Source organism: Halosubterraneus shenae, from assembly GCF_050510935.1.
Lineage (GTDB): Archaea > Halobacteriota > Halobacteria > Halobacteriales > Haloferacaceae > JBDGPU01.
The window spans coordinates 409,465-435,032 of the sequence record NZ_JBNLVO010000002.1 but is presented as its reverse complement, the minus strand read 5'-3'; the positions used below and the strand labels follow the sequence as shown (position 1 = coordinate 435,032).

The window sequence follows — 25,568 nt, the reverse complement described above, 5'->3', positions numbered from 1 at the left end:
TGTCCACGGACGTTTGCGATTCAGTCCGGACGGCAACGCCGACCGGACCACATTTCGTCCCGTCCTTGCGCCGGCAACGGCACCGACGCGAGCGGCGGGTGCCCGCTGGACGTCCTACCAGCGAGTTATCGGGTTTACTCCGCGACTGACTTTAAGGACTTCGGGTTGGGACGAGCGGGACGACACCCCCAGTTATCGGCGGTCGGTCGCGGAAGCGGGCCATCCAGCCCGTTTATATAATATCGGGAGAATATTGGGGTATGGCCAAGATAAGCGTCGAGATCCCCGAGGAGCTGCTCGATGACCTCGACGACCACGTCGGCGAGGATGGCAAGTTCGTCAATCGGAGCGACGCGATCCGGTCGTCGATCCGGAAGAACCTGGACGTGCTCGACGAGATCGACAAGCGGCACGGCCGGCTCGACGAGGATGAGTGAGGCGGCCCATCCGGCCGAGGAACCGGTCAACCGGCACGCGTTCGGCCAGGTGACGCTGCTCGCGCTGTTCGTCACGGCGCTGATCACCGCCCAGCTGATCGCGGCGAAGCTGCTCGCGGTGCCGCTGCCCGCGGACCTGCCGGTGGTCGGCGCGGCGATTCTCCTGCCCGGCGGCGCCGTCGCGTACGCGATCACGTTCTTCGCGTCGGACTGCTACGCCGAGCTGTACGGCCGCCGCGCGGCGCAGGTGATGGTGAATCTCGCGTTCGCGATGAACTTCGTGATGCTCGGGCTGCTCGCGACAGCACTGTGGGCGCCGGGCGCGGACCCCGAGTTTTCGGCGACGTTCGCGGAAGCCCTCTCGCCCGCGGGCAACATCGTCGCCGGGAGCCTCGTCGCGTACCTCGTGAGCCAGAACTGGGACGTGATCGTCTTCCACCGGATCCGCGAGTACACCGACGGCGACCTGCTCTGGCTCCGCAACGTGGCGTCTACGGCGACGAGTCAGGCGCTCGATACGGTGATCTTCGTTACCGTCGCCTTCGCGATCGCGCCGAACCTCCTCGGCATCGGCTTCGCGCTCCCGACCGGCCAGATCGTCGCGCTGATCGTCGGGCAGTACCTGCTGAAGCTGCTCATCGCGCTGGTCGACACGCCGTTCGTCTACCTGGTGGTTGGTGCGGTCCGAGACTGATCGGGAGTCGACCCATCCCCGGCGAGCCTCGTCGCGTCCGCCGCCGCCGCCGCGGTTACGGTCCTTACCGACGTGAGGGGTCCTCGAACAACGAGTCCAGTAGCTTCCGCTCCGCGACCCGGAGGTGCTGGGAGAAGGTCGACGAGGCGATGTCCAGCTCGTCGGCGATCGCGTCCGTCGTCGCTTCGCGGGGCCAGTCGAAGTACCCCGAGGCGTAGGCCGTTCGGAGCGCCTGCAACTGGCGGTCGGTGAGATCCGAGAGGACGTCGTCGCGGAACCGATTCGCCGTCAACGTCGGCGCCTCGCGGTCGGTCTTCCGGCGCGCGACCAGTTCGGCGTCGGGATACTGCTCGAGGAACGATTCGATGACGGTCGAGGCGTCCACGTGCGAGGGCACCTCCGCCACGAGCCGCCCCTCGCCCGCCTTGGCGGTGATGTTCGTGAACCGCGTCTCGTTGTCGGCGAGCGCCGTCGGGACCGCGGACTCCGAGACGACCTCGAACAGCGCGGTGTCGCCGTCGCGGTCGAGGATCCGCCCGTCGCGGAGCTCGTCGGCCTCCTCGACGAGTTCCAGAACGCGGTCCGGGTCGGCACCGCGAACGGTGACGAACTCGAGAACGCTGCCGTCGGAGCGCTGTCGGAGTTCCTCCAGCCGGAGCTCACAGGAAGCTTCCTCGGAGGCACGAACGAGGAGGAAGTCCGTCCCCCGCATCTCGAACTCGAGTTCGACGACACTGTCCATATGCCACGAAGACGGCGAGCCGACAAAACCGTTTGCGATAGAACTGACCGGGCGGATACCTATTATGGGAGGCACAATCGGTATGCGAAGGACCTGAATAGCAGGTAGTAATGTCGCTGATGAACGCTTCCGTGCCTGGGTACCTCGTTCTGGGGGTCGTGCTGCTCTCCGTGGTCGGAACCGCAGCCGCGACGTCGGTCGTGGTGACGAACGATGGCCCCGACCCGATCACCGGCGTCGAGGGCGACCTCCAGGCGTCCGGGAACCTGACCGTGGAGACCCAGACGCTCCAGTACGAGGGGACGAACGTGTCGGCCGTGAACATCACCGTGAACAACACCGCCTCCACCAGCGTGAGCGGGAACATCTACGTCGCGATATACGACGATACGGACAGCCTCCTCGTGAGCAAAACCCGGACCGGCGTGTCCTTCCCCGGGGGCAAGACGTCGACCCACAACGTCACGCTCTCGTCGAACCCATACATCGGGGACGTCGTCAGGGTAGAGGCGACGATCGAGGAGACGAGCAGCTAACGAGGGATCGCTCGTGAGCCATCACAGATGATTCAACTTGGGACCACGGACTGATGACATCCCGCCCCAGGCGGATTCGGCGTCTCGTCGGCACTTTGCTGGTCATCTCGCTCTGTTCGATGGTCGTCGTGGCGGCTCCTGCCGTAGTGACGACCGTGGATCTGGCGATCGACAGGACCAGCTCGGAGTCCGACAGTCCGGGAAAACTCGTCCCGGAGGGGCACACGCTGAACTACGACGGCAACGAGGTGACCTCGGTGACGCTCTACGTGAACAACACGGGGGGCCTCGACACCGGGGACTTCATCGTCGAACTACTGGCGAAAAACGGGACCACCGTCGCAAGTGGATCCAAGAACGCGGTGACGCTCTCGAGTGGCGGCCAGGAAGTGACGGTGACGTTCGACGGGACCCACTCCCCGACGAACTTCGCCCGCATCAAGATCTGGATGGGGTCGTCACTGTAAGCAGCGTGGAACGTCCTCGCCGACGGGACGTTCCGATCGGCTAGCGCCTCAGTCGAGCCGGTTCGCGAAGCCGAACTTCGGCTTCAGGTCGTCGATGACGACCTCGACAGTCTCGCCTTCTTCGGCGCCGGGAACGAATAGCGTGTAGCCGTCGAGGTAGGCGATGCCGTCACCCTCCTCGCCGACCTCCTCGATCTCGACTGCGACCTGGTCGCCCTCCTCGACGGGCGCCGTGAACCGGCTCTTGCCGACGAGGTACACCTCGGAGGAGGAGTCCCGGGAGGCGTCGGGGTTGACGGTGCGGACGTAGTCGAACTCCTCGTCGACGTCCTCCTTGAGGGCGTCGAGGTCCTGGCCCTGGAACACCTTCACGACGAAGTCGCCGCCGGGGGCGAGCAGCTCCATGGCGGTGTCGAGCGCCTGGCGCGCGAGGTGGACCGAGCGCGCGTGGTCGAGCTCGTACTCGCCGGTCATGTTCGGGGCCATGTCCGAGATGACGACGTCCGCGCCGTGCTCGCCGACCTCGTCGCGGAGGCGGTCGCGGGTCTTCTCCTCGGTCATGTCGCCTTTCAGCGTCGTGACCGTGTCGTACTCGAGCTCGTCGATGCGCTGGAAGTCGACGCCGACGACCTTCCCGTGGTCGTTCACGCGCTCGGCGGCGACCTGCAGCCAGCCGCCCGGCGCGGCGCCGAGGTCGACGACGGTCTCGCCGCCGTCGAACAGGTGGGCCGTCTCGTCGAGCTGCTGGAGCTTGTAGGAGGCTCGCGTGCGATAGCCCTCCTGCTTGGATTTGTTGTAGTACTTGTCCTTGCCACTCATTTCCCGGAAATAGCGGCCGAGACCGTTTATGTGCGTCGCTCGCCGGAACGGTGTGAGCCGCGTTCACGCGGAAAGGAAGGAACGGAGAGTTACAGCGGCAGCGTTCCGCGGAGACGCTCCGGGCTGACCCCGCCCTCGACCGAAACCGGCTCGACCGCGAACCCCAGACCGGCGTAGAACTCCCGGAGGTCGGCGTCGAACTCGGCGGTCACCCGGGAGACGCCCACCAGCACCCGCGCATCGCGAACTGCCCGAACGACGAGCGCGGAGCCGATGCCCCGGTCGCGGCGCGCCCGGCGCACGGCGACCGCGTCGAGGTGGCGGTCCTCGCCGCGCGTCTCCAGTACAGCGGCGCCGACGACCGTTTCCGCTCCCCGTTCGGCATCGTCCCCGGTGCCGCGCTCCGCGACCGCGACGAGCACGTCGTCGGCCTCGATGCGCTCTGGGATCTCGTTCGTCTGCAACATCGCACCGTCGAGGACGCGAACGACGTCGAGCCGGTCGTCGGGGCCGGCCGTTCGGATTCGGATGCCTTCCGGAAGGAAAGCCTGCTCGTCGGGCAAATCGTCCGCGTCACCCGAGAGGCCCTCCGGGTCGCCGGCCGCGCCCTCGGTCATTACGAGAACTTCTCCAGCTCGCGGAGGATCGTGTCGAGCGCGGGGCGGTCCACCGGGTTCGAGCCGGTATGCGACCAGAGCAGCTCCGGCTCGCGGCGGACGTCGACGATGGCGACCGCCGGCATCCGGCCGATCAGGTCGACGCGTCGACCGATCGGGCCGAACTTGATCGCCTGGCCGTAGCGGTCGCCCAGCGTCGCGTCGGGGTCCGCGAGCATCGGGTACGGCATGTCGTGGTGGTCGACCCAGTCGGCCGCGCGCTCCTCGGGTTCGGGGAGGACGCCGATGACCTCCGCGTCGTGCTCGACGAACTCGGCGTAGCGCTCACAGAAGTCGTCGACCTGCTTCCGGCAGTTGCCACAGAGGTGGTCGCGGTGGAAGACGAGGACGGCGAGGTCGGCGTCGAGTTTCGACAGCGAGAGGGGGTCCGGGCCGGGGCCGGGGTTCGGGAGCGAGAAGTCCAGGTCGTTCGGGTCCGCGTCGTCGGCGCGGGCGTCCTGCCCGGTCGACTCGCCCGAGCCGCCCTTCACCAGTCGGAGGAGCTTCACGCGATCGGCCTCGACCGGCTGGTCGCCCGGGACCGGCGAGCCGTCGACGAGCACCGAGGCCTCCTGGGGGCTGTAGCCACTCTCCCGGATCACGTCGGCGTAGGTCGCGTCCGCGGGCAGCGACAGGTCGCGCTCGTCGTCGCCGACGACCTCGACGGTGACGTTCATACGTACGCGTAGGGCGCTACGCCGGTTTAAGCGGTCGGTCTGGATGCGGCGCGGTGAATGGTTACGGCGTGGTTGGTCGGCGTGTTCTGAAGTGTATGGGTGGATGACTGATCGTATTTATAAATGAAGTCGGTTGTCGTCGCTTGCAACATCACTCTGTAAACAGTGAAAGACCCAGTCGCGGAGCGCTCCCACTCATAAATGAAATCGGATCACGTTTCCAGTGCGACCACTCAGCAGGCCCAGAAAGCCCCAGCCGCTGAGCGCTCGCGCTGCTCGCTGCGCTCCTCACACGGCTCGCTCCCTTCGGTCGCTCGCCGGGTTCCGGTGCTAGCTTCGCAGGGCGTCCCGCTCAGCGGCTGCCCCTTTCAGTCCCACCCAGGAGTGGTGGCCAGGGCGTCTCTCACAGCGGCTCTTCGGCGGTCGTCGCTCGTCGGCTTTCCGGCGTGCGGAGCTGGGCGGTTGGCGCGCGCGAGCAACGCGTGCGAGGGAGGGCGGGGCGCGCCGAGGCTGTGCGGTCCCGGCGCGCCCCGGCCGAGGCTGGGGAGGACTGAGGGACTGCGGTTGCTGTGCGGTGCCGTCGCGGTGCGGTTGCTAGGCGGTGCTGTCCTGGCGGACTGAAAGGGCGACGGCCGGTCGCGCCGAAGGGGAGTCGCTCCGTCGACCCCTATCCACGGCGGGCGGTGCGGAGAGCCGCGGATATGTCGCGGAGCGACCGCGAGCGGCCGAGGGCTTTCTGGGTGTTTGCGGTGCTGTCGAGCGCAGCAGCGTCTGCACCTGAGCAACCATCTTCGAAGCAAGAGCGGCCGAGGACTTTGGAGGAGTTTGCGGTGCTGTCAAGCACAACAACGTCTGCACCCTTGTATCCGACTTATAAACAAAAGCGGCCGAAGGCGTTCGCGGCGTCCACGTCCCCGTCAGAAGCGAGTCCGTACCAACAGCCCAGACCAGCCTATAAGAGCAGCCAGTCGCCGATCGAGTAGATCCCGTAGCCGAGGACGAACGCCAGCGTCAACGAGGCGACCCAGGCGAGGACCGTGTACAGCATCTTCTTGCGGCTCACGCCGGCCTCGCCGGCCGCGTAGCCGGCGCCGACGATGGCGGAGACGATGATCTCGTTGAACGAGACGGGGATGCCGAACGCGACGGCGGTCTGGGCGATCGCGAACGACGGGATCAGCGCGGCGATGGAGCGCCGCGGGCCCATCGAGGCGTAGTCCTGCGCGAGCGCCTTGATCATCCGCGGGGCGCCCGTCCAGGAGCCGACCAGGAGGCCGAAGCCACCGCCGGCGAGGACCGCCGTGAGGGGGACGTCGTCGCCGAGCAGGGGCACGAGCGGGCCGATAGCGAGCCCGACCTGCGAGCCGCCGGCCGAGAAGGCAACGAGCGCGCCCATCACCAGCAGGAACCGTCGCTGACCGCCCTCCCGGTCGCGACCGAGGTCGAGATAGACGACGAGGCCGACGAGCGCCGCGACGCCGAGGGTGACCAGCGTACTGCCGAGGGCGACGCCGGTGACTTGCTCGAGGCCGAGCTTCGGGCCGAGCACGCCGGCGACCGAACCGCTCTCGCCGTCCGGCCCGAGGAGCGCGAAGCCGATGTTCGCGAGGACGACGCCGACGACGGCCGCCATCCCGGCCGTGAGCGGGCGCTCCGGGAGGCGATCGGTAATGAGTAGTCGAGCCGCACCGAAGGCGATGCCGCCGCCGACGAAGGGGGTGAGGACCCACAGCGTGACGATCTCCGCGTACTTCGCCCAGGCCGGATCGCCGCCCATCGCGAGACCGACGCCGACGACGGAGCCCGTGACGGTGAAGGCGGTTGCGATCGGGTAGCCGGCGAAGACGCCGACCGCGACGAGCGCGGCCGCCGTGAGCAGCGCGACGATGGCCGCGCCGGCGGTGAGCGTCACGCCGCCGACGAGCTGGGTGCCGACCGCCTCCGTGACGTTTGCGCCCTGAAGGACCGCGCCGAGGAAGCCGAGGACGCCGACGATCAGGCCGGCCCGCATGACGGCGATCGCGTTCGCGCCGACCGCGGGCGCGAAGGGGGTCGAGCCCGACGACCCGGCGCCGATGGCCCAGGCCATAAACAGGCTCGCGGCGCCGGCGACGAGGAACGTGGCGACGGTGACGAGTTCCATCTTACTGCTTGCCTTCGCTGAATCCCTCGCGCAGGCTCACCAGCGTGCGCCGAACCAGCAGGAAGAGGAAGAAGAAGAGGCCTAGCAACGCCACGAGCAGGCCGATAAACACCGGATCTTTCGGAATCATGTGCCGCGGTATTCTCGGCTGCCGGTTAGGCGTTTCGGCGTGGCGGTCCGAGCCCGCTGAACGGCGGAAACGACGGACTCGCCCACGACGGGGGTTGCTAAAACGGGCGTTTGTGCTTAGCTTACTTATATACTCTCGCCCGAACTACGTCGAATCGCCTCACCCGCTTCGGCCCTCCGAGGCTCGCCGGCCCCGACGCAGCGGTCCCACTCGGTACCAACCCTATCCAGATTCACCCCAGTTGCCCGCGACCGCGCGTCGGCGGCTCCGGCGGTCGTCTTCTGTCTACCGTCACCTCCGTCCACTGTCGTGTCCCGTCCAGAGCGTCCCTTATCACCGTTCATCCCGCCGATCACGTCGAGATCGGTCGGCAGTGCCTACGGCGACGCCGTCGAGATCGGTCGGCAGTGCCTACGGCGACGCCGTCGGGATCCTGAACCGCTCGAAGACCTCGCCGTCGGGCGTGACCAGTCTGCCAGCCAGCACGGGGCTCTCGGTGTCCTCGACTCGCTCCAGCTCCGCGTGCGCGGGCCGGTTCCCCCGCGGCTGGGCGTGGCTCCCCGGGTTCAGGAGCGGGATCGCCCCGGAGTCGTCGAAGGTCGGCCGGTGGCTGTGGCCGAAGATCACCGCGTCGGCGTCGCGCTCGCGACCGAACAGCGCCAGGGCGGTCGCGCCGCCGCGTCGCCGGTGTGTCACCGCGAAGCGGATCCCGGCGTACTCGACGACGCGCTCCTCGGGCAGTCGCTCGCGCGTCGCGCTATCGTCGTTATTGCCGTAGACCGCGCGGAGCGTGTCCGCCTCCTCGTAGAACGCGTCGAGGACGGTCTCCGTATAAAAGTCGCCCGCGTGGACGACGAGGTTGGCCTCGCGGACGGCCTCGAGCGTTCGTCCCTCGAGCCGATGGTCCTCCGTGGCGTGCGTGTCGGAGACGACGGTGAGCATGTCTCGGGCTTTAACGGCGGACGGCAAAACGTCGGCGCTCCATCGACCGGGCGCGAGGAACGCACTGCGGCCCTCGGGGACAACGGTTTTCCACCGTCGCGTGCAGGGTTTCTGCATGGCAGGAAGCACCGGCGTCGTTATTGCCGCGATGATCGCGAACGGGGGAATTGCGGTGCTGAAGTTCTTCGGCTTCCTGCTGACGGGAAGCCCGTCGATGCTCGCGGAGACGTACCACTCCATCTCCGACACCGGCAACCAGGTGCTGCTCCTCGTCGGGATCAAGTACAGCGAGCAGGAAGCGAGCGAGAAACACCCGTTCGGGTACGGAAAGGCGCAGTTCTTCTACGCGTTCCTCGTCTCCGTGCTCCTGTTCGGGATCGCCGGCTGGGAGAGCCTGAAACACGGCCTCGAGAAGGTCAGCCACGGCGGCCACGCGACCGAGGCCGGTGCCGCGGAGTTCCTCGGCTACACGGTCGACGTCGCGCTGCCGGTCGAGGCGTTCTGGGTGAACGTCGCCGTCCTGCTCGGAGGCATCACGTTCGAGCTGTACGCGTTCGTCAAGGCGCGGAAGGAGCTGATCCGGCAGATGGGCACGTACGGGTGGTCCGGCTACCGCGAGGCCTTCTCGCGCACTAGCGACCTGACGACGCTGACCGCGTTCACGGAGGACAGCGTCGCCCTCGTCGGGCTCGTGGTCGCCCTCGTCGGGATCGTCGCCTCCCGCGTGACGGGGAACCCCATCTACGACGCAGCCGGCGCGGTGGTCATCGGCGTCCTCCTGATGGTGTTCGCGGTCGCGCTCGCGGTCGAGAACAAGCGGCTCATCGTCGGGGAGAGCGTCGCGGAGGAGGTCGAGGACGAGCTCCGGGCCGTCGTGGAGAACCACGAGAGCGTCACGCACGTCGACGACCTCCGGACGATGTTCGTCGGGTCCCAGACGCTCCTCGTGACGGCGAACGTGAGCTTCGACCCCGAGCTGGTCACGGGCGACGTCGACGAGGACCTCGCGGAGATCGAGCGGAAGCTGAAGGCGGCGGACGAGCGCGTGACGATCGTCTACATCCAGCCGGAGCTGTAGGAGAGCGCGGTTCCTTTTAAAAGAGACGCCGTTCGCGTTCCGCGGCCTCAGTCGTCGATCGCCAGCGACGCGAGCAGCGACTCCAGCTGCACCTGCTCGTTGGCGCCTTCCGTGATCCGGTAGTCGGCCTCGCCGACGCGCTCCATCAGGCGGACCGCCTCGCGCTCGGCGAGGTCGAAGTCCCAGACGGAGCGGTGGAGCTGGTCGATGATGTCGCCGCCGGCCATCCCGGTGTCGGTCAGGAGGGTGTCAAGCGTCGCGCGCGCCTTCGAGAAGTCGCCGTCGAGCGCGTCCCGGACCATTCCCTCGATCTCCTCCGGGCGCGCGGTCGCGGTGATCGCGTAGACGGCCTCGGCGTCGACGACGTCGCCGGTCGTCGCCGCGGCCTGCAGCGAGTTGATCGCGCGGCGCATGTCGCCGTTGGCGGCGTACACGAGCGCGTCGAGGCCCTCCTCGGTGATCTCGATGTCCTCAGCCTTCGCGATCTCGCGGACCTGGCCGGCGACGGCCTCGTCCGAGAGCGGCGAGAAGCGGAAGACGGCACACCGCGACTGGATCGGGTCGATGATCTTCGACGAGTAGTTACACGAGAGGATGAAGCGCGTGTTGTCGGAGAACTGCTCCATCGTCCGGCGCAGCGCGGACTGGGCGTCGTCCGTGAGGGAGTCGGCCTCGTCGAGGAAGATGAGCCGGTGGTCGTAGCCGCCGAACGACGAGCGCGCGAAGTTCTTGATCCGGTCGCGCACGACGTCGATCCCGCGCTGGTCGGAGGCGTTGAGCTCGAGGAAGTTCCCGCGCCAGTCGTCGCCGTAGATCTCCCGCGCGATGGCGGTCGCGGCCGTCGTCTTGCCGATCCCGGCCGGGCCCGCGAACAGCAGGTGGGGGATGTCGTCCTCGTCGATGTAGCTCTGCAGGCGTTCGACGATCTCCTCCTGGCCGTGGATGTCGTCGAGCGTCTGCGGTCGGTATTTCTCGATCCAGATCTCCCGACCGGTGTCGGTGGCGGCAGCCGTCTCCTCGGCCGCCGGCTCGTCGGCCTCGCTCATGGAACATCAAAGGGGACGGTGGGGTGATAAACTCCGCGAGTAGGGGGCGATTCCGAGAATCGGATAGTTCTTTCTCTTTATAAGTAGAGTTGACCAGGTGAGACGGTCTTGCGCTCGACAGCACCGCAGACACCCGGGAAGCCCTCGGCTGCTCGCTTTGTGTCGGTTCGGACAGGTGATACGGTCTCGTGCTCGACAGCACCGCAGACACCCAGAAAGCCCTCGGCCGCTCGCGGTCGCTCCGCGACATATCCGCGCTCTCCGCCGCGAAAGACGGTCCGGGCTGCCTGCAGTAGCGGGCTGCCGGGCTGCGACTTTCTGGCCTTCGTTCACTGCGTTCACGAAGACACAGCCCGCCGCGGATAGGGGTCGGCGGAGCGACTCCGTTACACCGCGACCGGCCGCGCCCTTTCAGTCCGCCAGGACCGCGACAGCTACAGCGACTGCGACAGCAACCGCAACCGCGACCGCGACAGCGACAGCACCGCACAGCAACCGCAATACCTCAGTCCTCCCCAGCCTCGGCCGGGGCGCGCCGGCTCATCACCGCATCGGCGCGCCCCGTCCTCCCTCGCACGCGTTGCTCGCGCGCGCCACCGCACCCGCGCCGCGAACGCTTGCCAACCGCCGTGAGCGACGCTCGGCCACCACTCCGGGGTGGGACTGAAAGGGGCAGCCGCTGAGCGGGACGCCCTGCGAAGCTAGCACCGCAATCCCGGCAAGCGACCGAAGGGAGCGAGCCGGGTGAGGAGCGCTGCGAGCAGCGCGAGCGCTCAGCGGCTGGGGCTTTCAAGACATGCTCAGTGGTGTCACGAGCGAAGATACCAGAATTTGTTTATAAATCGACCGCCTCAACGGCTGGGACTTTCTACGTGTGCCGAGTGGTGTCGCCAGCGATGATGGCCATTCCAATTTAAAAGCGCGAACGAACGCCGCCCGAATTCTCGGCCGTCGTCGACCACTCACGACCAGTGCAAAACCGGGCGTATATTCGGTGTAACACTCCTGAGCGTCGGCCGTTGGCAGTAGGGTTTTTCCCTGTTGACGGCCTCACATCTAATCTATGGACGAGAAGACGGAGGAGCTCCGGGACATCTTCATCGACACCACGGGGGCCGATACCGTCACCGAGAGCCAGGAGGAGGAACCCGGCTCCATCACGGAGTCGGACGAGGACGGCACGGCCGACCGCCTCGCGGAGCTGATCGACGCGATGCGCGCGGAGTACGAGTTCACCACCGACCTCGACGACGCCGACTACGAGCGCGTCGTCCGCGGGTTCTTCGACGGCGAGAGCGACGAGACCGTCGCAGCCGACCTCGACGTCCACGCCGACACCGTGTTCGCGGCGCGGATGGACCTGCACCTCGTCGACGAGGCCGACCGCGACGCCCCCTTCGACCTGGACGAGCTCAAGCGCCTCGCAGTCGACGACGTCCCGGTCGACGAGCGGCCCGCGCACCTCGACGCGGACGTCGACCCAGACACTGTGCGCCACTACTCGGCGGTCGTCGACGCCGACGTCGAATCGACGCGCGCGAACCACCGGTTCCGCGACGAGTTCGAGCAGCTCCTCACCGACGCCGACCTCGAAACGTCCCACGCGTCCGACGTCCACGACGACGGCCTGGAGGAGGCCGCCGAGGACATCGAGACGAACGTCTCGTTCTGACGCGCCCGAACCGCCCCGTCCGACGTCTTCTCGTTTCGCCACTTCCGGCCTCGCGGAGGTTTATACCCGATAGCGCGCCATCCGACGTGTGCCGACCTTCAGCGACCTCGCCCGCGCGGCCTACTGCCCGCGACAGCTCTACTACGCGCGCCGGGAGGACGACGGGGGCCTCCCGCCGGACGCCGCAGAGCGGATCGACCTCGCGTTCGCCTACGACGAGCACGTCGACGCCCCCGACCGTCGCCTGCGACGGCTCCCTATCGATCGCTCGCCGGCCGCGTACCGCCGGAACCTCGACCGTCTCCGGAAGCGTGACGACTGGGACCGCCTCGTCGACCCCGCAGCGACCCGGACGCTGCTCGACGGGAAGGACTGCCGCGGGATCGCTCACAAGATCCTCGAACCGGCAGCGGAGGCTGACGGAACCCTACCAGAGTCCATCCGAACCCGGACGGAACCCGACCGAATACCCCCGCCGGTTCCGACCATCGTCTCGCCCGGTTCCCCGCCGGAGAACGGCGTGTACGAACCCCAGACCGTCCGCGCAGTCGCGGCGGCCAAGGCGCTCGCCTGGGAGCGGGAGCGCGAGGTCCCGCGGGCGCTCGTCGAGTATCCCGCCGTCGGCACCGTCCGGTCAGTCGATCTCACCGTCCGGAAGACGGCCGCCTATCGCCGCGCGCTGCGCACGGTTCGCGCGCTCGACGGTCCGCCGCCCCGGCGCAACGATGCCCACTGTGAGAGCTGTGACTACCGGACGCAATGTGGGGTGAAAACGCGGTCGCTCCGCTCGCTACTGGAGTGACGGCCGCCCGGCAGCCCTGGGGCCGTCAGTGCTCCGCCAGCCAGGCCTCGATCTCGTCGGCGCCAGCGCCGCGGCGGTGGATATCGCCGCTCACGGGGTCGACGACGGTGCTCTCGGTACCGGGCGTCTCCCCGCCGTCGACGACGACGGCGACGCCCTCGCGGATGGGTTCGTCGAGCGCGTCGACGCGCCGGACCGAGCCCGCGCCCGAGCGGTTCGCGCTCGTTGCGGTGATCGGACCCGCCTGGTCGGCCAGCGCCAGCGCAATCGGGTGGTCGGGCACGCGGACGCCGACCCTGTCGCTGCCGGCAGTGAGTACGTCCGGAACGACCTCGTCGCGCTCGACGACGACGGTCACCGGCCCGGGGAGGAACTCGCGCATGAACGCTTCCGCACGCTCCGTCGGTTGCGTGTACGCGAGCGCGTCGTCGACGCTCGCCACCCCGAGGGAGAGCGGGTTCTCGCGACTGCGTCCCTTCAGGTCGAAGACCGCCTCGACCGCGTCGGGGTCGAGCGCGTCGGCACCGAGCCCGTACACCGTCTCGGTCGGGTAGACGACGAGCTCGCCGTCGGCAACGGCGTCGGCTGCGCGCTCGACCGCCTCACGTTCGGTTGAACTCAGGTTCCGCGTCACGACCGATGGTTCGCCGGCAGTCTGAAAAAGGATATCGGGTCGACCTGGCCGGACGTCGGAACCGGTGCGGGAGCGGAAGCGGTGCGGGGTTACCGGACGTGGCGGTCGAGGGCGTCCTCGACCTCGTCGTACTCGGGGAAGGACGGATGCTCGTCGCCGACCCAGGCGTACTGAACCGTGCGGTCCTCGTCGATCAGGAAGACGGCCGGTCGCGCGTCGGTGACGCCCGCCATCCCGTCGAGGTCCTGAGCGATGCCGTACTCCTCGAGGACCTCGGCGCTCGGGTCGGTGAACAGCCGCGCGTCGACCCCGCGCTCCTCGAGGAGCGTCTTGTGTTCGTACGGCGTCGAGATGCCGATACCGATGAGTTCGACGTCGTCGGACCAGTTGCGGTCCCGGATCTCGTTCCAGATGTATGTCGACTGGAACGCGCCGTCCATCGGGTGAGCGACGAGCAGCACGGGGCCGTCGTCGGTGAGGTCGGCGAGCGTGCGGTTCCGCCAGAGCTCCGTGTCGACTAGCGGTCGCTCGAAGTCCGGGGCCGTCTCACCCTCCTCGACGTGGTCCGCTTCCGGGAGGTCAACGACGTCGAATTCTACCATCTAGGCACCCCCCGCTTCGGCTTCCGCGGCCGTCTCCTCCGCGGCGTCGCCGTAGGTCCCCTCGAGGTACTCGACGATGTTCGCGCTCTCGGACATCGTCACGCCAGTCGTCTCGTCGACGATGGCCGGGACCGTTCGGGAACCGGAGACGCGCTTGACGACGTTCCGCTCGGAGTGCATCGGTTCAACGAACCGGGAATCGTACTCCAGCCCCAGCTCGTTCAGCTTGTTGACGACGCGCTCACAGTACGGGCACGCCTGCAGCCGATACAGGGTGATATCTGCACCTGTCATACCCGCCTGTAGGAACTCCGCCCGGGTAATCGTATCGGCGTCGGCAGCGCCCACAGGTCGAGGGCGCGCGCTGCCGGGGCCGGACGACTGTCGGAGGGAGGTGGATACCTGTCGGAGCTTCGACCGTATGCCGGAGAATTTGTCCGGTAACCGCGCTTCGAGGATAACCCTTTAACCATCGCCCGACCCAGGACACATGAGAATGGGCTTGTCGCTGTCGCTCCTGATCGGTCCGCTACTGCAGCTCCCGGCGCTGGATAAGTTCACCGTGACCGTCCTCGGAGTCGCGACGATACTCCTCCTCATCGTCCTCTCCGCCTTCTTCTCGTCGTCGGAGATCGCGATGTTCTCGCTGCAGCAACATCGCATCGAGTCGATGGTCGAGGACGGGATCCCGAGCGCCGAGGTGATCTCCTCGCTCAAGAGCGACCCCCACCGGCTGCTCGTGACGATCCTCGTCGGGAACAACGTCGTCAACGTGGCGATGTCTTCAGTCGCGACCGCGCTGTTCGCCCTCTACCTCTCGCAGGGGAAGGCCGTCTTCGCGGCCACCTTCGGGATCACGACCGTGGTGCTCCTCTTCGGCGAGAGCGCGCCGAAGTCGTACGCCGTCGAGAACACGGAGTCGTGGGCCCTGCGCGTCGCGCGGCCGCTGAAGTACGCCGAGCTGACACTGCTCCCACTCGTCCTGCTGTTCGACTACCTCACCAGGCTGGTGAACCGGGTGACCGGCGGCCAGGCGGCGATCGAGTCCACCTACGTCACGCGCGAGGAGATCCAGAACATCATCCAGACCGGCGAGCGCGAGGGCGTCATCGAGGAGGACGAACGGGAGATGCTCGACCGGATCTTCCGGTTCAACAACACCATCGCCAAGGAGGTCATGACGCCGCGCCTCGACGTCACCGCGGTCCCGAAGAGCGCGACCGTCGAGGAGGCGATCCAGACCTGCGTCCAGTCGGACCACGAGCGCGTGCCCGTCTACGAGGGGAACCTCGACAACATCGTCGGCGTCGTCACCGTCCGGGACCTCGTGCGCGAGCTCAACTACACGGAGGGCGAGCCGGAGCTCGACCACGTCGTCAAGCCGACGCTGCACGTCCCCGAGTCGAAGAACGCGGACGAGCTCCTCCAGGAGATGCAAGAGAACCGGCTCCAGATGGCCGTCGCCATCGACGAATTCGGGACGACCGAGGGGATCATCACGCTGGAGGACATGGTCGAGGAGATCGTCGGCGAGATCCTCGAGGGCGACGAGCCCGAGCCGGTCGAGTTCGTCGACGACGACGTCGCGATGGTGAAAGGCGAGGTGAACATCGACGAGGTCAACGAGATGCTCGGCATCGACCTCCCCGAGGGCGAGGAGTTCGAGACGCTCGCCGGCTTCCTGTTCAACCGGTCCGGCCGCCTGGTCGAAGAGGGTGAGGAGGTCGAGTACGACAACGTGAAGATCCGCATCGAGCGCGTCGACAACACCCGGATCATGAAAGCCCGCGTGACGATCCTCGACGAAGACGAGGAGACAGCTGAAGAGGTCGCCGAGGAAGCCGAAACCGAATCCGAAACCGTGCAGAGCGAGGAATAAGCGGTCGAGTCCGGAGGAGTTCGATCTTTTCGTTACGTCGTCGCGGGCGACATACTTCGGTACTCTCGAAGCGTTCCAGCCACTGAGCGCTCGCATTTATAAACAAATTCGGCTATCGTCGCCGGCGACACCACTCGGCACACCGGAAAGCCCCAGCCGCTGACCGGTCGCGCTGCTCGCTGCGCTCCTCGCCCGCCTCGTTCACTTCGTTCACTCGGCGGAACTGCGGTGCTTTCGTCGCAGAGCGTCCCGCTCAGCGGCTGCCCCTTTCAGTCCCACCCGAGAGCGGTAGCCGGGGCGTCGCTCGCGGCGGCTCTTCGGCGGTTGTCGCTCGCCGGCTGGGAGCTCTCGCGGTGCGGGCTTGCGGTGGCGCGCGCGAGCAACGCGTGCGAGGGAGGGCGGGGCGCGCCGCGGCGGTGTCTTCGTGAGCGCAGCGAACGAAGGGCCGGAAGTCGCAGCCCGGACCCGTCCGTCGCAGACGCAACGGAAGCCCGGACCGTCTTCCGAGGCGGGCCGGCGCGCCCCGGCCGAGGCTGGGGAGGGCTGAGGAGTGCGGTTGCTGGGCGGTCGCGTTGCGGTCGCGTTGCGGTCGCGTTGCGGTCGCGGTTCGGTCGCCGTCGGGGTTGCGGTCGCGTTCCTGGCGGACTGAAAGGGCGACGGCCGCTCTCGTGAGCGAAGCGAACGAGACCATGGAAGTCGCAGCCCGGCAGCCCGCTACTGCAGGCAGCCCGGAACGTCTTCCAGTGGTCGCGCCAACGGGGAGTCGCTGCGCCGGGCTCTATCTGCGCGGACTGTGCGGAGAGCGCAGATATCCCGCGCAGCGACCGCGAGCGGCCGAGGGATTTCTGAGCGTTTTCGTCACCGTGAATGGCTGAAACGACTGGCTATTTATATGCGATTTATAAGCAAGCCCGATCGAGTCCCTCCGAGCCGTCTGCGCTCGTCTTGAATATCTCGGCATTAAATCCAGCAAATCCCGCAAATACGAATCGTCGTCAACCGACGCCCTCAAGTAGGTTTACGGGAATCGTCGACTATGTCGACTACGACAGAGTCCGTCGACCTCGTCGGCGACGAGGCGGCGGCCAACTTCGCTCGCGCGGCGCTGTTCGCGGCGCTCGTGGGCGCGTTCGGCTTCGTATCGTTCCCGATTCCCGTCACGTCGGTGCCGGTGACGCTGCAGGTGCTCGGCGTCTTCCTCGCCGGGATCATGCTCGGTCCCGTCTGGGGCGGCGCCTCGCTGGTGCTGTACCTCGCGGCCGGCGCCGTCGGCGCGCCGGTGTTCTCCGGGGGATCGGCCGGCGTCGGCGTCCTGCTCGGCGCGACCGGCGGATACCTCTGGTCGTACCCCATCGCCGCGGCGCTCGTCGGCGGCGTCGTCCACCGCGGGGCGGAACTCCGCGACCTCGGCGACGTCGGCATCCCGACGTTCGTCGGCGCGATGACGCTCGGCACGCTCGTCATCTACGCGCTCGGCATAGTCGGCCTCATGGTCGTCCTCGACTACGGCGTCGCCAAGGCGTTCCTCCAGGGCGCCGCGCCGTTCATCCCGGCCGAGGCGATCAAGATGGCCGCCGCGATCGGGATCGTCCGCTCCGACTCGGTCACGGCGGCCTGAGATGCGCCGCGACGCCTCAGGAACCGCATGACGATCACGGCTCGCTCGCTCACCTGTCGCTACGGCGATGTCGCGGCAGTCGACGGCGTCGACCTCCGGATCGACGACGGCGAGTGCGTCGTGCTCGCGGGGCCGAACGGCTCCGGGAAGACGACCCTCGTCCGGACGTTCAACGGCCTCGTCGAGCCGGACGCGGGCGAAGTGGCGATCGACGGGACGCCCGTCCAGGACGACCTCGTCGCCGCCCGGGCGGCCGTCGGCATGGTGTTCCAGGACCCCCGCGACCAGCTGGTCGCGGCGACGGTCGGCGCCGACGTGGCCTTCGGCCCCGAGAACCTCGGGCTCGACCACGCCGAGATCGACCGCCGCGTGGCGGACGCGCTTGACGCCGTCGACATGGCGGGACGACGCGAGGAGCGCGTCGACGAGCTCTCGGGGGGCGAGCGCGAGCGCGTCGCCATCGCCGGCGCGCTCGCGATGGAACCCGCCCATCTCGTGCTCGACGAGCCGTTCACGGGCCTCGACGAACCCGCACGGCAGTCGGTCCTGCGTCGCCTTCGCGCGCTCAGCGAGGCGGGCACGAGCCTGATCGTCGTTACCCACGACCTCCGCGACGTGCTCGCCCTCGCGGATCGAGTGGTCGCGCTCGACGATGGCACGGTAGCCGTCGACTCGACGCCAGACGCTGCCGTCGACGAACTGGCGCCCCTCGGCGTGCGAGTGCCGGAGGGCTGGTGATGACTCTCCTGTGGAGACAGCGATGACCTTCTCGTACGTCCCCGGCGACTCGCTCGCCCACCGACTTGACCCGCGGACGAAGCTGCTCGTGCAGGTCGCCTTCGCCGCCGCCGCGTACGCGTACACGACGGCGACGGGGCTAGCGCTGTTGACGCCGCTGGCGGCTGGCTGCGTGTGGGCTGCTGGGGGGTCGATCCGCGAGACAGCGTGGGGGTATCGCTGGGCCGCGCCGATCCTCCTGATCGCGCCACTGCTCGCGGGGGTGACCCTCGGCGCGCCCTGGTTCCGGATCGATGCGGCAGCGACGACGGCCCTGGCGAGCTACCGGGTCGGCCTCATCCTCCTCGTCGCGGGCGCGTTCGTCCGCTCGACGCCGGCCAGGGCGTCGCGCGCGGCGATCCAGCGCACGGTCCCCGGCAAGGCCGGCCAGTTCCTCGGTATCGGCGTCGGGCTGGTCTTCCGGTTCCTGCCGCTCCTGCGGCGGGACCTCGTAACTGCGCGCGACGCGATGCGGGCGCGCGGCGGCGAGCAGTTGCCGGTGCGGGAGCGGATGCGGATCGTAGCGACGACCGGGATCAACCGGGCGTTCACCCGCGCGGACCGGCTGGCGCTCGCGCTCAACGCGCGCTGTCTCGCGTGGAACCCGACGCTCCCCCGACTGCGGTTCCGGCGACTCGACGCGGTCGGGTTCGCGGTGGCGGGCGGGTTGCTCGCGGCGACGCTGCTCGCGCTGGGCTGAGCGGTCGGTCACCGACCGGGCGTTGAGGCCGCCACGGGCCCGCGAAAACGTCGCGGGCGTGGGCGTGAGTTGTGCCAACTTTTAACCCCACGCTACGCACGAATTTCCGTATGACAGTGCTGCAAGCAACGCGGGAGACGTTCTGGACGATCGGGCCGACCGGGAAGGCGGTGTTCTACTACCTCGCCGCCGTAACGGTGGCCGTCTTCGCCTACGGCGTCTACGCCCGCTTCCGGCGGTACACGGAGGGCGAGGCCGACCCGCAGGCCCGCCTCGAGGACCTGCCGCGTCGCGTGCTGGCGGCGACGAAGATCGTCGCCACCAACGAGAAGCAGTTCGACAGGGACCTCTACGCGGGCGTGATGCACGCGTTCATCCTCTGGGGCTTCCTCACGCTGCTGGTCGCGACGACCATCCTCGGCATCGACATCGACTTCTACCGGCCGCTGACGGGCGAGTCCTTCTGGGTCGGCGACTTCTACATCGCGTACCAGTTCGTCGTCGACGCGTTCGGCCTGCTGTTCGTCGTCGGCGTCGGGATGGCGATCTGGCGCCGCTACCGCGAGCGCGACGGGCGGCTGTGGGGCAAACACACCTCCCTCGAGGACGACGCCTTCGTCTGGGTGCTGTTCGGCCTCGGCGTCGGCGGCTTCCTCGCGGAGGCCGTCTCCATCGTCGGCCAGCCGGGCCGGGCGGACGAGACGGTCAGCTTCGTCGGGATGGCGATGGCGACCTGGCTGGAGGGGCTCGGGCTCACCGAGGCCGGCGCCGCCGCCGTCTACGGCCCGCTCTGGTGGAGCCACGCGCTGCTCGCCTTCCTCTTCATCGCGTGGATCCCCTACGCGAAGCCGTTCCACATGATCTCCTCGTACGCGAACGTCGTCACCCGCGACGAGAAGGCGGGCGCCCGGCTCCCGAACGTGCCCGCCGACCTCGATCACACCAACGCCGAGAGCCTCGACGACTTCACCTGGAAGGAGATCCTCGACCAGGACGCCTGCACGAAGTGCGGTCGCTGCTCTTCGGTCTGTCCCGCGAACGCGGCCGGGCGCAACCTCGACCCCCGCGACGTGATCCTCGACCTGAAGTCGTACCGCGAGGAGCAGGACGCGAACGAGGGCGAGGAGATCCCCATCGTCGCCGCCGACGGGGGCGTCATCGACGCCGAGTCCATGGAGAGCTGCATGTCCTGTATGGCCTGCATGGACGCCTGCCCCGTCGAGATCGAGCACCTCACCTCCTTCACGAAGCTGAACCGCCAGCTCACGGACGAGGGGAACATCGACGCGAACCTGCAGGACGTCTTCCAGGACGTGATGCAGAAGGGGAACACCTTCGGCGAGTCCCCGGACGCCCGCGCGGACTGGGCCGACGACCTCGCGTTCGAGCTCGAGGACGCCCGCGAGCAGGAGGTCGAGTACCTCTGGTACGTCGGCGACTACCCGAGCTACGACGACCGGAACAAGAAGGTCGCCCGCGCGCTCGCGCAGCTGTTCGAGGAGGCCGGCGTCGAGTTCGGCATCCTCTTCGACGACGAAAAGTACGACGGCAACGACGTCCGGCGGATAGGCGAGGAGTTCCTCTACCTCGAGCTCGCCGGCCACCACGTCGAGACGTTCGAGGACTGTGACTTCGAGAAGATCGTCTGCACGGATCCGCACTCGTACAACACCATCAAGAACGAGTACCCGGAGGTCGACTTCGCGGAGTTCGCCGACGACCCGATGATGCCGTTCGACTACGACGAACAGTGGAACGCCGACGGCGAGGTCGTCGTCCAGCACTGGACGCAGGTCGTCGAGGAGCTCGTCGCGGAGAACCGCCTTGGGCTCACCGGCGAGGAGCTCGACTACACCGTCACCTACCACGACCCCTGTCACCTCGGGCGGTACAACGACGAGTACGAGGCGCCCCGCGAGCTCGTGCGCGCGACCGGCGCCGACCTCTACGAGATGCCGCGCTCCCGCGCCGACTCGTTCTGCTGTGGCGGCGGCGGGGGTGGCCTCTGGACCGAACACGACGAGGAGGTCAAGCCGAGCGAGGAGCGCCTCCGGGAGGCCCTGGAGGACACCAACGCTGGCGCCGAGATCGAGAAGTTCGTCGTCGCCTGCCCGATGTGCACGACGATGTTCGAGGACGGTCGCAAGACCGGGAACTTCGAGGACGACATCGAGATCGTCGACGTCGCGGAGCTGCTCCTCGAAGCGATCGAGACGCACGCCGCCGTCGCGAGCGACGTCGACGCCGCGGAGGACGTGAGCGACACGGGCGAGCCGAGCGCCGCTGACTGACCGCGGTTCGAGCCGACCTTCACCGCGGCAGGCTGTTCACGACGAACCCGAGAGCTACGCCGTCGCCTGTATCTCGTCCCATTCCTCCTTCAGCAGGCCGTAGAACACGCGGTCGACGCGCTCGCCGGCGACGTAGTAGTGGTCGCGCTGGCGACCCTCCTCCACGAACCCCAGCGTCTCGACGAGTGCCCGCGACGCGTCGTTGTCGGCGCGGGCGCCGCCGTAGAGCCGATGGAGCCGCCGCTCGTCGAAGGCGTAGTCGACGACCATGGAGACGGCCTCCGTCCCGTACCCCTCGCCCTGCTCCGCCGGGAGGAACCACGCCGCGAGCTCGCCGCGACCCGCGTCGGGCGCGACGTCGAACAGCGAGACGAATCCGACCGGCTCGCCGTCGGCACAGACGACGAACGCCGCGTCGCGCCCGCCAGTACTTAAAAACCGCGCCAGCGATTCCCGGTCGGTCGCTGGTGACTGGGGCTCCGTCCGGGACATCCAGTGGCGGATCGCGGGGTCGTTGCGCCCGCGGGCGAGGAAGTCGAGGTCGTCCTCAGTGACGGCGTGCAGGTCCACGGTCTCGCCGCGGAGAAAGACTGGCCCGGGCATGACTGGGTGGTCGTGGGGTTCGCGGTTGGCGTTTGTGGCTGTTCAGAGGTGCCGGTGTGAGGGGAAGTGGGTCTCGACCACAGCAGGAAAGCCCTCGGCCGCTTTTTATAAGCAGATTTAGACAGGTGATACGGGATTGCTCTCGACAGCACCGCAAACATCCAGAAAGCCCTCGGCCGCTCGCGGTCGCTCCGCGACATATCCGCGGCTCTCCGCACCGCCCGCCGCGGATAGGGGTCGTCGGAGCGACTCCCCTCCGGCGCGACCGGCCATCGCCCTTTCAGTCCACCAGGACCGCTACCGCAACCGCGACAGCAACAGCGACCGCAACCGCGACAGCGACAGCACCGCAACCGCGACAGCAACAGCACCGCAACCGCAACTGCACCGCGCGCCGGCTCCCCGGCGGACGATGTTGGCCCGGTGACCGCCGCGCGCGACGCCCCGGCTACCACTCCCGGGCGGGACTGAAAGGGGCAGCCGCTGAGCGGGACGCCCTGCGACGCTAGCACCGCAATCCCGGCGAACGACCGAACGGAGTGAGGGAGTGAGCCGGGTGAGGAGCGCAGCGAGCAGCGCGAGCGCTCAGCGGCTGGGGCTTTCTACGTGTACCGAGTGGTGTCTGTCACAGCGATGGCCGATCCGGTTTATAAATGGGTGCGCTCAACGGCCGGGGATTTCCCGGCATGCGGAGTGGTCTCCCGAGCGTCGCTGGCCGGTTTCATTTATAAGCTCGACCACGCCAAATAGGCACCAACTGACCCTCAGAATCGCGCTTCGAGCTCGTCTCGGAGGTCGTCGACGTCCATGTCCTCCATGGCGAGCAGGACGAGCAGGTGGTAGACGAAGTCGGCGCCTTCGGCGGCGACCTCCTCGGTATCGTCGTCCTTCGCGGCGAGGATGAGTTCGGTCGACTCCTCGCCGAGCTTCTCGAGGACGGCGTTTTTGCCCTTCTCGTGGGTGAACAGCGAGGCCGTGTAGGAGTCCTCCGGGAGCTCGCGCTTGCGGTCCTCGATGGTGGCGAACAGCTCGTCGAGGACGTCGTCCGCGTCGTCCGACTCGCCTCCGGCGTCAGCGTCGCTCACGCCTCCACCTCCGGCTCCGCGAAGAAGGCGAGGTCGTGGATCCGCGAGTCGTCAGTCAGCTCGGGGTGGAAGGAGCTCCCCAGGACGGGCCCCTGCTCGACGAGGACGGGCCGGTCCTCGACCGTCGCCAGCACGTCGACGTCGTCGCCGACCTCGTCGATGAGAGGCGCGCGGATGAAGACGGCGTGGAACGGCTCGTCGAGGCCTTCGACGTCGAGGGGCGCCTCGAAGGACTCCTTCTGGCGGCCGAACGCGTTGCGGTCGACGGTCACGTCGATCAGGCCGAGGGTGTCGACGCGGTCGTCCTTGGCGTCCGTCGAGAGGACGATGAGCCCGGCACACGTCGCGAGGACGGGCTTGCCCGCCTCGACGTGGTCGCGGATCTCAGGGGCGATACCCTCCCGATGGATGAGCCGGGAGATCGTCGTCGACTCCCCGCCGGGCATGAGGAGGACGTCACACTCCGGGACGATGCCCGAATCCCGGATCTCGACGACCTCCGCCTCCTCGTCGTGGGCGGCGGCCGCGCGGCGGATCGCGTCGGCGTGCTCGCTGACGTCGCCCTGAACGGCGATGACGCCTGCTTTCATACCCGACACTCGGGAGGGAGTCGCTAAAAAGGGCGCGGGATGGGGGCGGGGCGAGCGCGGGACGGGCGGGGGTCGGGCAGGAAGCGGTGGTGGACCCCGTCGCGGGCGTCGCGGGCCGCGAGCGACAGCCTGACGGCTAGCGAGCGTGGCGGTTCGGAAAACGACTCGGCAGCTATCCGACGATCAGCGAGATGATCTGGACGGAGACGCCGAAGAGGAGACAGAACGCCACGACGGTTTTCGGATTGATCTTGATGGCGTTTCGGTCTTCGTTCTCGAAGTAACGGACGAGGCCCGCGCTGGACATCAGCCCGCCGGAGTTCTGGCCGCTGCTCATACCAAGCGATGCGCGGCGGACGCGTGTAAACATTTCGCTCTCGCGGACGCCGGGTTCGCCCGCTCGCACGCCGGTTTTCGCTGGCCTGCCCCCGGTTGTTCCGTCGGCAACTGACCCGACGCCTCCGGGCGTCTCCGTCCGGTTCTGACGGCTCGCACACAGGTGGGAAACCCTTATGCGCGTACCCTTGCTAGGGTGGCTTGTATGACCGTTCGACTCCTGGACTTCCATGCTGACTGGTGCGGCCCGTGCAAGACGCAGGACCCGATCCTCGAGGAGCTCGAGGAGGAGCAGGGCGACTCCTTCGAGCTGCAGAAGGTCGACGTCGACGAGGAGCAGGACGTCGCCAACCAGTATCAGGTTCGCTCGCTGCCGACGCTGATCGTCGAGAACGACGAGGGCGTCGTCGACCGCTTCGTCGGCGTCACGCAGAAGGACGACCTCGAATCGGCGCTCGCGGAAGCCGGCGCCTGAGCGCGACGTCTCGCAAGCTTTTACAGCCGCGGCCTGTTCTGACACTGTATGGCAAAATTCGAGGAAGCGGAACGACGGAACCTGAACAAGCAGATCTGCATGCGCTGTAACGCCCGGAACTCGGAGCGAGCCGACAGCTGCCGCAAGTGCGGCTACGGCAACCTCCGTCCGAAGGCGAAGGAACCGCGCGCAGCCTAACGCTCCGAGCGCTTTCTTTCAGCAACCCGTCCAGTCGCCAGCGGCAGCGCCGTCGTGAGCAGCGCATAGCCTCCGCCGCCAACGACGAGAGGGCATCCGTCGCCAGCGATAGCTCGAGATTCGTCGCCAGCAACCGCGTCGGTCGAACCCGACGGCGACGCGCTACTCGTCGGGGTACTTCGGCTCGCGACGCTTCGCTCGCTCGAGCGCGCGCTCGATGACCTCGCGGATCGTGTCGTCGCCCTCCTCCTCGCGGTAGACGTCGCCGTGACCGGCGTACATCCGGGAGACCGAGTCCGGCAGGCGGTCGAGGATCGTCTCGATGCTGTCGATGAGCTCCTCGCGGGACTGGCCGGGCTTGTCCGTGCGACCGAACGAGCCGTCGTCGAAGGCGCCGTCGTTGTAGACGACGACGTCGCCGGAGTAGAGTCGCTCGTCGCCGATGAAGGAGACGTGGTCGTCGGCGTGGCCCGGGGTGTAGACGACCTCGCAGTCCTCGTCGCCGATGGTCACGGTGTCGCCGTCCTCGAGCTCGACGTCGCGCCGCGCGTGGTCGCCGTAGGCGAGGAGGTCCGCGTCGAACGTGTCCAGCACCGCGTCGAGCTGCTGGACGTGGTCGAAGTCCTGGTGGGTCACGACGACCTGGTCGAGCTCGTCGACGTGCTCGTCGACGACCTGCTCCACGCCGGGCATCGTGCCGGCGTCGACGAGCGTCGGCGTTTCACCCGGGACGAGGTAGACGTTACAGGTGAACTGCTCCGCACGCTCCGTGACGGTGATCGGTTCCATGCTCGTGGATCCGGCGACCAGCCGTAAAAATCCGCCCGGACCGGGTCGGGGACGAGGCGGAACGGATCGGCACCGACCCGGGACGAATCGGCGCCGAGCCGGTACCGGGAGAGCAGTAAGCCGGGGATGCGGATCTCCGGTTTCGAACCA

The 25,568-nt window shown here is 67.9% G+C and carries 30 protein-coding genes and 1 pseudogene; 14 read left to right on the top strand and 17 right to left on the bottom strand.

Annotation, left to right across the window (positions count from 1 at the left end):
- The first annotated feature begins 260 nt into the window (after nt 1-260).
- Both ACQE3M_RS05370 and ACQE3M_RS05365 read left to right on the top strand, forming a co-directional pair.
- A complete protein-coding gene (locus tag ACQE3M_RS05370; RefSeq protein ID WP_430504438.1) occupies nt 261-437 on the top strand; it encodes a ribbon-helix-helix domain-containing protein in 177 nt (58 codons plus the stop codon).
- Entirely contained in the window at nt 430-1,131 is a 702-nt protein-coding gene (locus ACQE3M_RS05365; RefSeq protein ID WP_430504437.1) for a queuosine precursor transporter, read from the top strand. The genes ACQE3M_RS05370 and ACQE3M_RS05365 overlap by 8 nt, the downstream gene beginning before the upstream one ends.
- A gap of 64 nt (nt 1,132-1,195) precedes the next feature.
- Here the strand turns inward: ACQE3M_RS05365 and ACQE3M_RS05360 are convergent, their stop codons facing one another.
- Nucleotides 1,196-1,873, bottom strand: coding sequence for a bacterio-opsin activator domain-containing protein (locus tag ACQE3M_RS05360; RefSeq protein ID WP_430504436.1), 678 nt, complete (start codon nt 1,871-1,873; stop codon nt 1,196-1,198).
- A gap of 110 nt (nt 1,874-1,983) precedes the next feature.
- Here ACQE3M_RS05360 and ACQE3M_RS05355 point away from each other — a divergent pair, with 110 nt between their 5' ends.
- The gene (locus ACQE3M_RS05355; RefSeq protein WP_430504435.1) at nt 1,984-2,409 is read left to right on the top strand and encodes a hypothetical protein; all 426 of its coding nucleotides are present in this window, start codon (nt 1,984-1,986) and stop codon (nt 2,407-2,409) included.
- A gap of 53 nt (nt 2,410-2,462) precedes the next feature.
- The gene (locus tag ACQE3M_RS05350; protein WP_430504434.1) at nt 2,463-2,876 is read left to right on the top strand and encodes a hypothetical protein; all 414 of its coding nucleotides are present in this window, start codon (nt 2,463-2,465) and stop codon (nt 2,874-2,876) included.
- Between the two features lie 48 nt (nt 2,877-2,924).
- Here the strand turns inward: ACQE3M_RS05350 and ACQE3M_RS05345 are convergent, their stop codons facing one another.
- The 7 genes and pseudogenes from ACQE3M_RS05345 to ACQE3M_RS05315 all read right to left on the bottom strand — a co-directional run bounded on the left by ACQE3M_RS05345 (nt 2,925) and on the right by ACQE3M_RS05315 (nt 8,243).
- Nucleotides 2,925-3,695, bottom strand: a complete 771-nt coding sequence (locus tag ACQE3M_RS05345) for a 23S rRNA (uridine(2552)-2'-O)-methyltransferase (RefSeq protein ID WP_430504433.1) — start codon at nt 3,693-3,695, stop codon at nt 2,925-2,927.
- Between the two features lie 89 nt (nt 3,696-3,784).
- Entirely contained in the window at nt 3,785-4,312 is a 528-nt protein-coding gene (locus ACQE3M_RS05340; RefSeq protein ID WP_430504432.1) for a GNAT family N-acetyltransferase, read from the bottom strand.
- On the bottom strand, nt 4,312-4,842 hold the full coding sequence (locus tag ACQE3M_RS05335; RefSeq protein WP_430504707.1) for a peroxiredoxin family protein: 531 nt from the start codon (nt 4,840-4,842) through the stop codon (nt 4,312-4,314). The genes ACQE3M_RS05340 and ACQE3M_RS05335 overlap by 1 nt, the downstream gene beginning before the upstream one ends.
- A pseudogene (gene samp2 / locus ACQE3M_RS05330) lies at nt 4,828-5,028 on the bottom strand (ubiquitin-like small modifier protein SAMP2); the annotation flags it as partial. The pseudogene samp2 and the gene ACQE3M_RS05335, both read right to left, overlap by 15 nt.
- A 952-nt stretch (nt 5,029-5,980) precedes the next feature.
- Nucleotides 5,981-7,171, bottom strand: a complete 1,191-nt coding sequence (locus tag ACQE3M_RS05325) for an inorganic phosphate transporter (protein ID WP_430504431.1) — start codon at nt 7,169-7,171, stop codon at nt 5,981-5,983.
- 1 nt (nt 7,172) lies between these two features.
- Nucleotides 7,173-7,301, bottom strand: coding sequence for a DUF7859 family protein (locus ACQE3M_RS05320; RefSeq protein ID WP_430504430.1), 129 nt, complete (start codon nt 7,299-7,301; stop codon nt 7,173-7,175).
- 411 nt (nt 7,302-7,712) lie between these two features.
- Nucleotides 7,713-8,243, bottom strand: a complete 531-nt coding sequence (locus ACQE3M_RS05315; RefSeq protein WP_430504429.1) for a metallophosphoesterase — start codon at nt 8,241-8,243, stop codon at nt 7,713-7,715.
- Between the two features lie 115 nt (nt 8,244-8,358).
- On the opposite strand from ACQE3M_RS05315, the gene ACQE3M_RS05310 reads away from it, so the two are divergent.
- Nucleotides 8,359-9,321: a cation diffusion facilitator family transporter gene (locus ACQE3M_RS05310; RefSeq protein WP_430504428.1), complete on the top strand. Its 963-nt coding sequence runs from the start codon at nt 8,359-8,361 to the stop codon at nt 9,319-9,321.
- Nucleotides 9,322-9,368: 47 nt separating this feature from the next.
- Here the strand turns inward: ACQE3M_RS05310 and ACQE3M_RS05305 are convergent, their stop codons facing one another.
- On the bottom strand, nt 9,369-10,367 hold the full coding sequence (locus ACQE3M_RS05305) for a replication factor C small subunit (protein ID WP_430504427.1): 999 nt from the start codon (nt 10,365-10,367) through the stop codon (nt 9,369-9,371).
- Between the two features lie 1,063 nt (nt 10,368-11,430).
- Between ACQE3M_RS05305 and ACQE3M_RS05300 the strand changes: the two genes are divergently transcribed.
- Both ACQE3M_RS05300 and ACQE3M_RS05295 read left to right on the top strand, forming a co-directional pair.
- On the top strand, nt 11,431-12,039 hold the full coding sequence (locus tag ACQE3M_RS05300) for a conditioned medium-induced protein 4 (protein WP_430504426.1): 609 nt from the start codon (nt 11,431-11,433) through the stop codon (nt 12,037-12,039).
- A gap of 88 nt (nt 12,040-12,127) precedes the next feature.
- Entirely contained in the window at nt 12,128-12,841 is a 714-nt protein-coding gene (locus ACQE3M_RS05295; protein ID WP_430504425.1) for a CRISPR-associated protein Cas4, read from the top strand.
- Between the two features lie 25 nt (nt 12,842-12,866).
- On the opposite strand, the gene ACQE3M_RS05290 is transcribed toward ACQE3M_RS05295, so the two are convergent.
- The 3 genes from ACQE3M_RS05290 to ACQE3M_RS05280 all read right to left on the bottom strand — a co-directional run bounded on the left by ACQE3M_RS05290 (nt 12,867) and on the right by ACQE3M_RS05280 (nt 14,371).
- Nucleotides 12,867-13,475: an L-threonylcarbamoyladenylate synthase gene (locus tag ACQE3M_RS05290; RefSeq protein WP_430504424.1), complete on the bottom strand. Its 609-nt coding sequence runs from the start codon at nt 13,473-13,475 to the stop codon at nt 12,867-12,869.
- A gap of 89 nt (nt 13,476-13,564) precedes the next feature.
- Complete coding sequence (locus tag ACQE3M_RS05285; protein WP_430504423.1) at nt 13,565-14,077, bottom strand: redoxin domain-containing protein; 513 nt, start codon at nt 14,075-14,077, stop codon at nt 13,565-13,567.
- Entirely contained in the window at nt 14,078-14,371 is a 294-nt protein-coding gene (locus ACQE3M_RS05280; RefSeq protein WP_430504422.1) for a glutaredoxin family protein, read from the bottom strand.
- Between the two features lie 202 nt (nt 14,372-14,573).
- On the opposite strand from ACQE3M_RS05280, the gene ACQE3M_RS05275 reads away from it, so the two are divergent.
- The 5 genes from ACQE3M_RS05275 (at nt 14,574) to ACQE3M_RS05255 (ending at nt 21,342) form a co-directional block, all read left to right on the top strand.
- Nucleotides 14,574-15,956 carry a hemolysin family protein gene (locus ACQE3M_RS05275; protein WP_430504705.1) on the top strand — a complete coding sequence of 461 codons (1,383 nt, stop codon included), beginning with the start codon at nt 14,574-14,576 and terminating at the stop codon, nt 15,954-15,956.
- A gap of 1,036 nt (nt 15,957-16,992) precedes the next feature.
- Nucleotides 16,993-17,574 carry a biotin transporter BioY gene (locus ACQE3M_RS05270; RefSeq protein WP_430504421.1) on the top strand — a complete coding sequence of 194 codons (582 nt, stop codon included), beginning with the start codon at nt 16,993-16,995 and terminating at the stop codon, nt 17,572-17,574.
- Nucleotides 17,575-17,601: 27 nt separating this feature from the next.
- Complete coding sequence (locus ACQE3M_RS05265) at nt 17,602-18,312, top strand: energy-coupling factor ABC transporter ATP-binding protein (protein WP_430504420.1); 711 nt, start codon at nt 17,602-17,604, stop codon at nt 18,310-18,312.
- A gap of 22 nt (nt 18,313-18,334) precedes the next feature.
- A complete protein-coding gene (locus ACQE3M_RS05260; protein WP_430504419.1) occupies nt 18,335-19,051 on the top strand; it encodes an energy-coupling factor transporter transmembrane component T family protein in 717 nt (238 codons plus the stop codon).
- A gap of 110 nt (nt 19,052-19,161) precedes the next feature.
- Nucleotides 19,162-21,342 carry a heterodisulfide reductase-related iron-sulfur binding cluster gene (locus ACQE3M_RS05255; protein ID WP_430504418.1) on the top strand — a complete coding sequence of 727 codons (2,181 nt, stop codon included), beginning with the start codon at nt 19,162-19,164 and terminating at the stop codon, nt 21,340-21,342.
- A gap of 54 nt (nt 21,343-21,396) precedes the next feature.
- Here ACQE3M_RS05255 and ACQE3M_RS05250 read toward each other — a convergent pair whose 3' ends face one another.
- From ACQE3M_RS05250 to ACQE3M_RS05235, 4 genes are all read right to left on the bottom strand, one after another.
- The gene (locus tag ACQE3M_RS05250; protein WP_430504417.1) at nt 21,397-21,945 is read right to left on the bottom strand and encodes a GNAT family N-acetyltransferase; all 549 of its coding nucleotides are present in this window, start codon (nt 21,943-21,945) and stop codon (nt 21,397-21,399) included.
- 764 nt (nt 21,946-22,709) lie between these two features.
- The gene (hisE, locus tag ACQE3M_RS05245; protein WP_430504416.1) at nt 22,710-23,030 is read right to left on the bottom strand and encodes a phosphoribosyl-ATP diphosphatase; all 321 of its coding nucleotides are present in this window, start codon (nt 23,028-23,030) and stop codon (nt 22,710-22,712) included.
- Complete coding sequence (pdxT, locus tag ACQE3M_RS05240) at nt 23,027-23,620, bottom strand: pyridoxal 5'-phosphate synthase glutaminase subunit PdxT (RefSeq protein ID WP_430504415.1); 594 nt, start codon at nt 23,618-23,620, stop codon at nt 23,027-23,029. Before pdxT ends, hisE begins: the two co-directional genes overlap by 4 nt.
- A gap of 172 nt (nt 23,621-23,792) precedes the next feature.
- Entirely contained in the window at nt 23,793-23,957 is a 165-nt protein-coding gene (locus tag ACQE3M_RS05235) for a preprotein translocase subunit Sec61beta (protein ID WP_430504414.1), read from the bottom strand.
- A gap of 204 nt (nt 23,958-24,161) precedes the next feature.
- Between ACQE3M_RS05235 and trxA the strand changes: the two genes are divergently transcribed.
- Both trxA and ACQE3M_RS05225 read left to right on the top strand, forming a co-directional pair.
- Nucleotides 24,162-24,431, top strand: coding sequence for a thioredoxin (gene trxA / locus ACQE3M_RS05230; protein ID WP_430504413.1), 270 nt, complete (start codon nt 24,162-24,164; stop codon nt 24,429-24,431).
- A 48-nt stretch (nt 24,432-24,479) separates the two neighbouring features.
- A complete protein-coding gene (locus ACQE3M_RS05225) occupies nt 24,480-24,629 on the top strand; it encodes a 50S ribosomal protein L40e (protein WP_430504412.1) in 150 nt (49 codons plus the stop codon).
- A gap of 162 nt (nt 24,630-24,791) precedes the next feature.
- On the opposite strand, the gene ACQE3M_RS05220 is transcribed toward ACQE3M_RS05225, so the two are convergent.
- Nucleotides 24,792-25,418: an MBL fold metallo-hydrolase gene (locus ACQE3M_RS05220; RefSeq protein ID WP_430504411.1), complete on the bottom strand. Its 627-nt coding sequence runs from the start codon at nt 25,416-25,418 to the stop codon at nt 24,792-24,794.
- Nucleotides 25,419-25,568: the final 150 nt, after the last annotated feature.

Excerpts from the sequence above, each read along its gene's own strand:
- ACQE3M_RS05370 (WP_430504438.1), top strand. The coding sequence starts at position 261 with ATGGCCAAGATAAGCGTCGAGATCCCCGAGGAGCTGCTCGATGACCTC.
- ACQE3M_RS05365 (WP_430504437.1), top strand. The coding sequence starts at position 430 with ATGAGTGAGGCGGCCCATCCGGCCGAGGAACCGGTCAACCGGCACGCG.
- ACQE3M_RS05360 (WP_430504436.1), bottom strand. The coding sequence starts at position 1,873 with ATGGACAGTGTCGTCGAACTCGAGTTCGAGATGCGGGGGACGGACTTC.
- ACQE3M_RS05355 (WP_430504435.1), top strand. The coding sequence starts at position 1,984 with ATGTCGCTGATGAACGCTTCCGTGCCTGGGTACCTCGTTCTGGGGGTC.
- ACQE3M_RS05350 (WP_430504434.1), top strand. The coding sequence starts at position 2,463 with ATGACATCCCGCCCCAGGCGGATTCGGCGTCTCGTCGGCACTTTGCTG.
- ACQE3M_RS05345 (WP_430504433.1), bottom strand. The coding sequence starts at position 3,695 with ATGAGTGGCAAGGACAAGTACTACAACAAATCCAAGCAGGAGGGCTAT.
- ACQE3M_RS05340 (WP_430504432.1), bottom strand. The coding sequence starts at position 4,312 with ATGACCGAGGGCGCGGCCGGCGACCCGGAGGGCCTCTCGGGTGACGCG.
- ACQE3M_RS05325 (WP_430504431.1), bottom strand. The coding sequence starts at position 7,171 with ATGGAACTCGTCACCGTCGCCACGTTCCTCGTCGCCGGCGCCGCGAGC.
- ACQE3M_RS05320 (WP_430504430.1), bottom strand. The coding sequence starts at position 7,301 with ATGATTCCGAAAGATCCGGTGTTTATCGGCCTGCTCGTGGCGTTGCTA.
- ACQE3M_RS05315 (WP_430504429.1), bottom strand. The coding sequence starts at position 8,243 with ATGCTCACCGTCGTCTCCGACACGCACGCCACGGAGGACCATCGGCTC.
- ACQE3M_RS05310 (WP_430504428.1), top strand. The coding sequence starts at position 8,359 with ATGGCAGGAAGCACCGGCGTCGTTATTGCCGCGATGATCGCGAACGGG.
- ACQE3M_RS05305 (WP_430504427.1), bottom strand. The coding sequence starts at position 10,367 with ATGAGCGAGGCCGACGAGCCGGCGGCCGAGGAGACGGCTGCCGCCACC.
- ACQE3M_RS05300 (WP_430504426.1), top strand. The coding sequence starts at position 11,431 with ATGGACGAGAAGACGGAGGAGCTCCGGGACATCTTCATCGACACCACG.
- ACQE3M_RS05285 (WP_430504423.1), bottom strand. The coding sequence starts at position 14,077 with ATGGTAGAATTCGACGTCGTTGACCTCCCGGAAGCGGACCACGTCGAG.
- ACQE3M_RS05280 (WP_430504422.1), bottom strand. The coding sequence starts at position 14,371 with ATGACAGGTGCAGATATCACCCTGTATCGGCTGCAGGCGTGCCCGTAC.
- ACQE3M_RS05275 (WP_430504705.1), top strand. The coding sequence starts at position 14,574 with ATGGGCTTGTCGCTGTCGCTCCTGATCGGTCCGCTACTGCAGCTCCCG.
- ACQE3M_RS05270 (WP_430504421.1), top strand. The coding sequence starts at position 16,993 with ATGTCGACTACGACAGAGTCCGTCGACCTCGTCGGCGACGAGGCGGCG.
- ACQE3M_RS05265 (WP_430504420.1), top strand. The coding sequence starts at position 17,602 with ATGACGATCACGGCTCGCTCGCTCACCTGTCGCTACGGCGATGTCGCG.
- ACQE3M_RS05260 (WP_430504419.1), top strand. The coding sequence starts at position 18,335 with ATGACCTTCTCGTACGTCCCCGGCGACTCGCTCGCCCACCGACTTGAC.
- ACQE3M_RS05255 (WP_430504418.1), top strand. The coding sequence starts at position 19,162 with ATGACAGTGCTGCAAGCAACGCGGGAGACGTTCTGGACGATCGGGCCG.
- ACQE3M_RS05250 (WP_430504417.1), bottom strand. The coding sequence starts at position 21,945 with ATGCCCGGGCCAGTCTTTCTCCGCGGCGAGACCGTGGACCTGCACGCC.
- pdxT (WP_430504415.1), bottom strand. The coding sequence starts at position 23,620 with ATGAAAGCAGGCGTCATCGCCGTTCAGGGCGACGTCAGCGAGCACGCC.
- ACQE3M_RS05235 (WP_430504414.1), bottom strand. The coding sequence starts at position 23,957 with ATGAGCAGCGGCCAGAACTCCGGCGGGCTGATGTCCAGCGCGGGCCTC.
- trxA (WP_430504413.1), top strand. The coding sequence starts at position 24,162 with ATGACCGTTCGACTCCTGGACTTCCATGCTGACTGGTGCGGCCCGTGC.
- ACQE3M_RS05225 (WP_430504412.1), top strand. The coding sequence starts at position 24,480 with ATGGCAAAATTCGAGGAAGCGGAACGACGGAACCTGAACAAGCAGATC.
- ACQE3M_RS05220 (WP_430504411.1), bottom strand. The coding sequence starts at position 25,418 with ATGGAACCGATCACCGTCACGGAGCGTGCGGAGCAGTTCACCTGTAAC.